A 682-nucleotide genomic window follows, 5' to 3' on the forward strand; every position below is an offset into this window, starting at 1 on the left:
CCGTCGCTCTCCGATGCGGCGCTGATCGATGCGTTGGAGCATGCGACGCGGGCTGAGGCGGTCGCCGCGGCTGAGCGGTTGGCGCTGATCGGGGAGGTCGTGGCCCGTCATTGCGACGACGAGGATGAGGTGTCGGCGCATGCGGCGATTGACGGGTGGGAACTGGCGGCCGCGGCGGTCAGTGCGGCGTGCAACCTGGGTCGGCGTCAGGCCTCGGCGCAGATGCGTATCGCTCAGGCGCTGCGGGAGCGGTTGCCGAAGGTGGCGGCGGAGTTCGCCCGTGGTGAGGTTTCGGCGAAGGTGATCGCGGCGATCACCTGGCACACCCAGAACATCATCGATCCCGAGGCGTTGGAGTTGGTCGATGCCGCGTTGGCCGGTACCGCCCATAGTTACGGTGCGTTGTCGGTGGACAAGGCCGAGCAGGCCATCGCTGTGTGGGTGGAAAAGTTCGAGCCGGCCGCGGTGCGTCGTGGCCGTACCGGAGCGCGTAGTCGTGATGTCAGCTTCGGTGATGTCGATGACCCGAACGGGACCGTGTCGATCTGGGGCCGGTTGTTGGCCACCGATGCGGCCTTGTTGAAGAAGGTGCTGACCGAGATGGCCCGGGGTGTGTGTGAGGCCGATCCGCGGACCATGGCGCAGCGTCGCGCTGATGCGTTGGGGGCGTTGGCGGTCGGGG

1 protein-coding gene is annotated in these 682 nt (G+C 67.7%); it reads left to right on the forward strand.

The window, feature by feature from the left end:
• The coding region (locus A5733_RS09115) for a DUF222 domain-containing protein (RefSeq protein ID WP_142253879.1) at positions 1–682 on the forward strand (682 nt) is incomplete at both ends.

This window comes from Mycobacterium sp. NS-7484 (assembly GCF_001953975.1).
GTDB lineage: Bacteria > Actinomycetota > Actinomycetes > Mycobacteriales > Mycobacteriaceae > Mycobacterium.